5 protein-coding genes and 1 pseudogene are annotated in these 7,745 nt (G+C 60.5%); 3 read left to right on the plus strand and 3 right to left on the minus strand.

What is annotated here, in order from left to right:
• Positions 1 to 57: 57 nt before the first annotated feature.
• Complete coding sequence (locus IEX27_RS16635) at positions 58 to 1,176, minus strand: DegT/DnrJ/EryC1/StrS family aminotransferase (RefSeq protein ID WP_188722206.1); 1,119 nt, start codon at positions 1,174 to 1,176, stop codon at positions 58 to 60.
• 193 nt (positions 1,177 to 1,369) lie between these two features.
• Here IEX27_RS16635 and IEX27_RS16640 point away from each other — a divergent pair, with 193 nt between their 5' ends.
• The 3 genes from IEX27_RS16640 to IEX27_RS16650 all read left to right on the plus strand — a co-directional run bounded on the left by IEX27_RS16640 (position 1,370) and on the right by IEX27_RS16650 (position 6,383).
• Complete coding sequence (locus tag IEX27_RS16640) at positions 1,370 to 2,725, plus strand: phosphohexomutase domain-containing protein (RefSeq protein WP_188722207.1); 1,356 nt, start codon at positions 1,370 to 1,372, stop codon at positions 2,723 to 2,725.
• A 224-nt stretch (positions 2,726 to 2,949) separates the two neighbouring features.
• On the plus strand, positions 2,950 to 3,909 hold the full coding sequence (locus tag IEX27_RS16645; RefSeq protein ID WP_188722208.1) for an NAD(P)H-dependent flavin oxidoreductase: 960 nt from the start codon (positions 2,950 to 2,952) through the stop codon (positions 3,907 to 3,909).
• A gap of 137 nt (positions 3,910 to 4,046) precedes the next feature.
• On the plus strand, positions 4,047 to 6,383 hold the full coding sequence (locus tag IEX27_RS16650) for a 3-hydroxyacyl-CoA dehydrogenase/enoyl-CoA hydratase family protein (protein ID WP_188722209.1): 2,337 nt from the start codon (positions 4,047 to 4,049) through the stop codon (positions 6,381 to 6,383).
• Positions 6,384 to 6,491: 108 nt separating this feature from the next.
• Here the strand turns inward: IEX27_RS16650 and IEX27_RS16655 are convergent, their stop codons facing one another.
• Positions 6,492 to 7,319, minus strand: a complete 828-nt coding sequence (locus IEX27_RS16655) for a glycosyltransferase (RefSeq protein ID WP_308642626.1) — start codon at positions 7,317 to 7,319, stop codon at positions 6,492 to 6,494.
• Between the two features lie 319 nt (positions 7,320 to 7,638).
• Positions 7,639 to 7,745, minus strand: a pseudogene (locus IEX27_RS16660) (IS5/IS1182 family transposase); the annotation flags it as partial.

The raw sequence follows: 7,745 nt of genomic DNA on the forward strand, positions 1-7,745 counted from the left end.
GGAAAGAACGCAGAAGTTCTTTCCCTGAAGCCGCTAGGCGGCGCTGGCTGCCAGCAATCAGCCCTTCACGGCCTCGCGGATGGCGCGGGCGATGCGCTCCTGGTCATCCTGCGTCAGGTAGGGGTGCATCGGCAGGCAGAGGATGCGCTCCGGCAACGTTTCGGAAACTTCAAGTCCGGTCGAAACGCGCGGGAATGCCGAGTAAGCCTTCTGCAGGTGCAGCGACTTCTCGTAATAGATGACCGAAGGAATACCTTCCTGCTGGAGGCGCGAGCGAACCGCATCGCGCTTCGGCGTCTCGATGGCATACTGCGCCCAGGCGGAACGAACGTTGTCCGGCAGCACAGGTACCTTCACCACATCGCCCAGCAGCTCGTTATAGCGCCTGGCCACGTCGGCACGCATGTCCATTTCTTCCGGCAGCAGCTCGAGCTTGAGCAGCAGCACAGCCGCCTGCATCGTGTCGAGACGCGAGTTCAGGCCGATGCGAACATTGTCGTACTGGCTCGAACCCTTGCCGTGAAAAGCGATGGAGCGCAGCACGTCGGCAAGTTCAGCATCGTTGGTGAACATCGCACCGCCATCGCCATAGCAGCCGAGCGGCTTGGCAGGATAGAAGCTGGTGGAGCCAACGTTGCTGAACGCGCCGCACATGGTGTTGTCGCGCTGACCGCCGATCGCCTGCGCGGCGTCTTCGATCACGAAGAGCCCCTCGCGAACAGCGATCGCATTGATCTGGTCATAGAGCGCCGGCTGACCGAAGAGGTCGACCGGAATAATTGCCTTCGGCGTCAGAACGCCTTCGCGGCGAACGTCAGCGATGGCCGTCTCAAGGCTCGCCACATCCATGTTGTAGGTGTCGGCATCGATGTCGACGAAAACCGGCGTCGCTCCGGCGAGCGCTACCACTTCCGCCGTAGCGGCAAAGGTGAAGCTCGGAACGAACACGGCGTCGCCGCGGCCGATGCCGCTTGCCATCAGGGGGATCAGGAGAGCATCCGTGCCGTTTGCACAGGTCACGACGTGCTTCACGCCAACGTAATCGGCGAGCTTCTTCTCGAACTCTGCGACTTCCGGACCGAGGATGTATCGGCCCTCGTTCATCACCTTGACCAGTGCCTTCTCAAGCTTGTCCTGAATACGCGCGCGCTGTGCGCCAAGGTCGATAAACTGCATTCCGATGCCCTCACATAGTCGTCGAGCCGTCCATATGCCCGCACACAATCTTTAGCAACAGAAAGGAACGTTCACTCTGTCGCAGGCGTTGTTACAACTGGTGAATAAGTTGCCAGCGTCATGGAAAGCTGAGACTTTCTTTTGCACGTTTTCGCATCTACACCTGCAGCACCTTACCAAGGAGAGATAGTGTATGGCCGCTCCGTTCAAGGCGTATGATGTGCGCGGGCAGATTCCGCGCGAGTTGAATGTTCCTTTTGCCTATCGCTTTGCCCAGGCGACCAGGCAGACGTTGCAGCCGAAGTCCGTGGTCATCGGACATGACATGCGTATCGATAGCCCCGGTCTGGCCCAGGCGCTGATTCAGGGCTTTCTCGACAGTGGAGTCGATGTGCTCCCGGTAGGCCGCTGCGGCACCGAGGAAGTCTATTTCCACACTGCAGATAGCGGTGCTGATGCGGGCCTGATGGTCACCGCGAGTCACAATCCGGAAGATTATAACGGCATCAAGATGGTGCTGAAGGGCGCTTCCGCCGCCACGCCAGATAACGCGTTCAATGCCATCGAAGCAGCGCTACGCAGCAGTGAGGTTTTCCCGGTCGCCTCAAGCTATGCCGAACGCGGCAAGCTCGCCGACGAAGCCCCACGCGAACGCTATATCGCTCGCCTCCTGGACGAGGTCGCGGGTCTGCCCCTGAAGCCGTTGAAAATCGTCTGCCACGCTGGCAACGGCTGCGCCGGTCCGATCATCGACCTTCTGGAAAAGCACCTCCCCTTCACCTTCATCAAGGTGGACCACGAGCCCGACCCACGCCTGCCGAACGGCATCCCCAATCCGCTGCTTCCAGAAAAGCGCGAAAAGGCAAGCCGCGCAGTCGTCGAGCATGGCGCCGATCTCGCCATCGCCTGGGACGGCGATTTCGACCGCTGCTTCCTTTACGACCACAAGGGCCGCTTCGTTGAGGGCTACTACCTCGTTGGGCTCATCGCCAAGCGTATGCTGGAGAAGGAACCGGGCAGCACGATCCTTTACGACCCGCGCCTGACCTGGAACACGATCGACATCGTGGAAGGCATGGGCGGCAAGGCGCTTGCCTGCCGCACCGGTCACGCCTATTTCAAGCAGATGATGCGAGAGCACAACGCCATCTACGGCGGCGAGATGAGCGCGCACCACTACTTCCGCGATTTCAGCTACTGCGACACGGGCATGCTGGCCTGGCTTGCAGTCGTGGCAGAACTCTCCGCCAGCGGCGAGCGTCTGGCCGATGTGCTGGAAGCGCGCATCGCGGCCTTCCCCTGCTCGGGCGAGATCAACTTCACGGTGGATGACGCCAAGGCAGCGCAGGAACGCGTTGCGGAGCACTTCCAGTCGCTCAACCCGAAGCTGGAGACAGTCGATGGCCTCGGCATGGATTTCGGCGATTGGCGCTTCAACCTCCGCGCTTCAAACACCGAACCGCTGCTCCGCCTCAACGTTGAAACCCGCGCCAACCAGAAGCTTCTGGACGAACGCGTCGCAGAAATCTCGAAGCTGATCACCGGTTGACAGTTCACGCGTCTCTCACCCCCTCATGGTCAGCCTGTCTAACCATGAGGGGGTGCATGGTACGAGCCGCTGAAAATCCCCATCGATCTCCACTTTCCTCCATGTGAATTCGAGCTCTCCAACCCTCTAAGCAGGCTCGCGCAATTCGACCCTGATTTGCAAAAGAAAACGCATGGGATAACACACCGGATACAGGCTCAGACATTTTCGCAAGAGGAGAGCGAATGCCGATACCGGGACGTTTCGAAGGCAGACTGAAGCTGCCTGCCATTGTGGCTCCCATGTTCCTGACCTCCGGTCCGGATCTCGTGGTGGAGGTCTGTCGGTCGGGACTGGCGGGATCCTTCCCGGCGTTGAATCAGCGAACGACCCAAGGCTTTGTCGAATGGCTGAATGAGATCGGGGAGCGGCTTGCTGCCTATCCCGACGCAGCACCCTACGGCGTCAATCTCATCGTTCACCGCTCCAATCCGCGCCTCAACGCCGACCTTGAAATGGTCGTGAAGCACAAGGTGCCCTTCGTCATCACCTCGCTGGGTGCGGTGTCGGACGTGGTTGACGCCGTCCATTCCTACGGCGGCCTCGTCTTCCATGACGTCATCAACCGCCGTCATGCGGAAAAGGCCGCGCAGGCGGGCGTCGATGGCATCATCGCGGTCTGCGCCGGCGCCGGCGGACATGCCGGAACCCTGAGCCCCTTCGCTCTGGTCGATGAAATCCGCTCCGTCTTCGACGGCACCATCATCCTCTCCGGCGCGATCTCGCACGGCAAGCACGTGGCAGCCGGCCAGGCAATGGGGGCGGACCTCGCCTATTTCGGCACACGCTTCATCGCCACGAAAGAAGCCATGGTAGGCGACGACTACAAGGCCATGCTGGTCAAGACGGGTGCCTCCGACATCGTCTATACGCCTGCCATCTCCGGCGTTCATGCTAACTTCCTGCGTCCAAGCATCATTGCTGCCGGCCTTGACCCCGAGAACCTGTCGGCCCACGGCGACCTCGACATGGAGAATGAAGCCAAGGCCTGGAAGAACATCTGGTCAGCTGGCCAGGGCGTTGGCGCCATCCGCGAAATACTGCCCGCCGCCGAGCTCAGCGATCGGCTGATCCGCGAGTATCACGAGGCATTGGAGCAGATGGCGAGCCGCGCAGCCAGCCTCCATTCCGCCGCGGGCCAATGAGCTGAACACGTGGACGGGCTGGCAAAACTCTCCCCGCCCGCACACGACTGACGATCAACATAACGATATAGTCGAAATGAACGAAGCCTTCGCAGCATCTGCGGGACAAGGCATCGCAATGATTTTTTGGAGGCAGCATGAACACCTTGGTCAAACATGTACGCGCGGTAGGAGTTGAACAGTCCGGCATTCGGTGTGCCGCGGTCATCGGCGCGGGCTCCATGGGCTCCGGCATTGCCGCCCAGTTCGCCAATGCAGGCGTTCCCGTCATCCTGCTCGACATCGCAGGCGATGCCCTAAACCGGAACGGCCCGGCAGAGTCAGGCATTGCCCGGCAGCTGAAGGTCGGCGGCTTCATGCATCAGGACGCAGCAAAGCTCGTCCGCGCCGGAAACACGGAAGACGACCTCGGCCTGCTCGCCGAGGCGGACTGGATCATCGAAGCCGTCATTGAACGGCTCGACATCAAGCGCGAGCTCTACCGCCGCATCGCCACCGTCCGCAAACCGGATGCCGTCGTCGCGTCCAACACATCGACGATTCCGCTGGCGCAACTGGTCGAAGGACTGGACAGCGATTTTGCCGCCCACTTCATGATCAATCACTTCTTCAACCCGCCTCGCGTCATGCAGCTGGTTGAGATCGTCGCTTCACCCGAGAACGCCCCCGAGACCGTCGCTCGCATCCGCAACGCCTGCGAAACGGTGCTCGGCAAGACGGTGGTCGACTGCCGCGACACGCCCGGCTTCATCGCTAACCGGATCGGCTGCTACTGGCTGGCGGCAGGCGCTCTTGATGCACGCAAGCTCGGCCTCACCATCGAGGAAGCCGATGCTGTCAACACAGCCTTCGGCATTCCGCGCACGGGCGTCTTCGGCCTTCTCGATCTGGTCGGCCTTGACCTGATCCCCAACATCTGGGGCAGCCTGATGAACACGCTGCCGGCCACCGACGCCATCCATCGGCAGGATCTCCCCGGCGACAGCACGGTGAAGAAGATCCTCGCCGAGGGCCGCTTTGGTCGCAAGTCGGGCGCCGGCTACTACCGTGTGAACCCGGACAAGAGCCGCGAGGCATCCGACCTCGAGACGGGCGAATTCCGCCCTGAAGCACCATTCCCTGCGGCAAACCTTCCGGGCGGCGGCAAGAAGCTCGCTGCGCTGCTCGATGCCGACGACAAATACGGTCGCTACGCCTGGAGCGTCTTCAAGGAGACCCTCGTCTATTCGGCAACCCATGCGCCGGAAATCGCCGGCGACATCGAGGCGATCGATAAAGCCATGGAGCTTGGCTACGCTTGGCGTCAGGGACCCTTCCGCCTCGCCGACAGCTATGGCGCTACCCGCGTTGCCGAACGCTTGCGCAGTGAGGGCGAAGCGGTTCCGGCCCTGATCGACGCCGCTGCTGCCAAAGGCGGCTTCTACGTGGAAGGCAAGCCGCTGAAGAGCAGCGGCGAGCGCGCAACTCAATCCGCTTTCTCCGTCTCGATGCTGGCCGCCGTCAAGGCTTCGTCGAAGCCGATCCATGGCAACGAGGCTGCATCCATCTGGGATCTTGGCGATGGCATCGCCTGCTTCGAGATGCACACCAAGATGAACAGCTTCGCCCCTGCCGCCTTCGACGTGCTGGAATGGGCGATCGAAGAAGGTCCCCAGCATTTCCGTGGCCTCGTAATCGGCAACGACGATCCGCGCGCCTTCTCGGCCGGCGCCGATCTCGGCTTCTTTGCAAAGAAGGTCGAGGAACAGGATTGGCAGGCGGTCGAGGACTATCTCGTTCGCGGCCAGAACCTCTTCCTGCGCTTGAAGTACAGCCCCTTCCCCGTCGTTGCCGCCGCACATGGCCTTGCGCTTGGTGGTGGCTGCGAGTTCATCCTGCATTCGAATGCGGTCGTCGCCCACGCTGAATTCCAGGGTGGCCTGCCTGAGATCAAGGTCGGCCTTGTTCCCGGCTGGGGCGGCTGCACACAGCTGTTGCTGCGCGCCCAGGCGTCCGATCATGAGCCGGCTTCCGCCGCAAAGGCGGCCTTCGACACGATCTTCCCCGGCAACCCGTCGCGCTCCGCACTTGAAGCGCGCGCCAGCGGCATCCTCCAGGCTGACAGCCAGATCGTCATGAACCGCAGCCACCTGATCGGTGCCGCCAAGGTTCGTGCTCTTCAACTCGTGCAGAACGGCTTTTCTGCGCCTGAGCCGGCGCTGATCACCGTAGCGGGCAAGTTCGGCTGGCAAGCGCTTATGGCGGTTGTAGAAGCAGAGAAGGCGGCTGGCCGCCTGTCCGAGACCGACGTTCGTCTCGCAAGCGCCCTGCTGTCGGTCCTCACCGGTGGTGAAGATGGTGACGCTGCGAAGCCGCTCACGGAGGAAGACGTCATGGCGCTGGAGCGCAAGGCCCTTCTCGGCCTCATCAGGACGCCTGAGACCAAGGCCCGCATCGATCACATGCTCAAGACCGGCAAGCCGCTCAAGAACTAAGCCAGATATACCCGCCAGCACCTGAGTTTGGTGTGCATCTTGAACGCTCTCCCGCTTCAGGCAGGGAGAGCGTTGCCAGGACCGCACTATAGGATCATTGCCAACAGATTAAGCAGCCCCACTGAGCACTACCGCCCGGCCCTGCTTATAGAGCTTACAAAATGTTCCGGCTATCTCGTCAGATGAGAAGCCATTGCTCCTGACAAATTGCGCTGCCTGCGTTCCTATCTTGCGCAATCTCACTCGATCATCGCTTAGCTCTTGCAGCAGCTGACTAAGCTCCTCTGCCTGATCGGATGTATTCGCGCTATGCAGAAAGAAGCCAGTCTCCTTATCCACAATCAGCGCCAGACTACCAGGAAACCTGGTAGCGATAGGGACGCAGCCGCACGCCGCCGCCTCTATCAAAATTCTGGGAATCCCTTCATTATATCTGGAAGGTAACACTACGGCGTCCACCTCCGCCAGAAGCGTGCCCATATCTGCGACCCCACCAAGGAAACTGATGTTGGGATGGTTCGACAGCTCCTCAAGTGGCAATGCATCCGGATCCGCTTCCTGGTATCCAGCGACCCAGATCCTGATCTTCTCACTGCGGTTCAATTCCGCGGCAGCAAGAACCACATCCAGGCCCTTTGATCTCAATAGCCGCCCGGCGTAAAGTACTGTAAGCGCTCCTTCCGCCGGCGCCACCTTCCTTGCCGGAAACAGGGAAAAATCTATTCCCGCCCCGTTCGTAACAATTGTCGCTTCGGCGGCCACCAGTTGTCTCGACACCCAGAACTGCTGATCACTAGCCGTTTCGAAAGTGACCACCGCGCCTTTCATGGCCCTGCGGAGCAACCACTGCACGATATTTCTGGTCACCCGGTCTTTTCGTTCTCCACCGTTCTGCGTACAAAACAATCGGCCTAAGCCCGGCACCGTTACAACCATCTGTCCGTTCCAGCCCAGGAGCCTCGCAACTTGCGCAGCCAATCCTCCATAGAGATATGGCTTCAGGCTGATGAAATGGATCGCATCTGGCCTCCTGAATACGAGCAGATGCAGTATCTTCACGAACAGAAAAAAGTCGCTCCAGTGAAGGCTGAAACGTTCGATTCTCGTGTACCGGAACCTGAACGGCAACGGGCTGCTCGGTATCTCACCACCAGCCAGGACAATCACATCCGCTCCCGCGCTGGAAACCGCCCAGATGAGGTGACTCCGGTGATGGACAAAGTACGACAGATCGTTAGGCTCAGGACTCGTTAAATCAAAGCCAGAAGATAACGGCAGCGGCGATGCATATTGCTGAGAAGAAAGTATGCGCACATCGGTCGTAGCGCGTCGCGATGCGCCGCCAGTCCTTGAGTTTGGCGA

The organism is Nitratireductor aestuarii, assembly GCF_014641695.1.
GTDB classification, from domain to species: Bacteria; Pseudomonadota; Alphaproteobacteria; order Rhizobiales; family Rhizobiaceae; genus Chelativorans; species Chelativorans aestuarii.

Excerpts from the sequence above, each read along its gene's own strand:
- IEX27_RS16635 (WP_188722206.1), bottom strand. The coding sequence starts at position 1,176 with ATGCAGTTTATCGACCTTGGCGCACAGCGCGCGCGTATTCAGGACAAG.
- IEX27_RS16640 (WP_188722207.1), top strand. The coding sequence starts at position 1,370 with ATGGCCGCTCCGTTCAAGGCGTATGATGTGCGCGGGCAGATTCCGCGC.
- IEX27_RS16645 (WP_188722208.1), top strand. The coding sequence starts at position 2,950 with ATGCCGATACCGGGACGTTTCGAAGGCAGACTGAAGCTGCCTGCCATT.
- IEX27_RS16650 (WP_188722209.1), top strand. The coding sequence starts at position 4,047 with ATGAACACCTTGGTCAAACATGTACGCGCGGTAGGAGTTGAACAGTCC.
- IEX27_RS16655 (WP_308642626.1), bottom strand. The coding sequence starts at position 7,319 with ATGGTTGTAACGGTGCCGGGCTTAGGCCGATTGTTTTGTACGCAGAAC.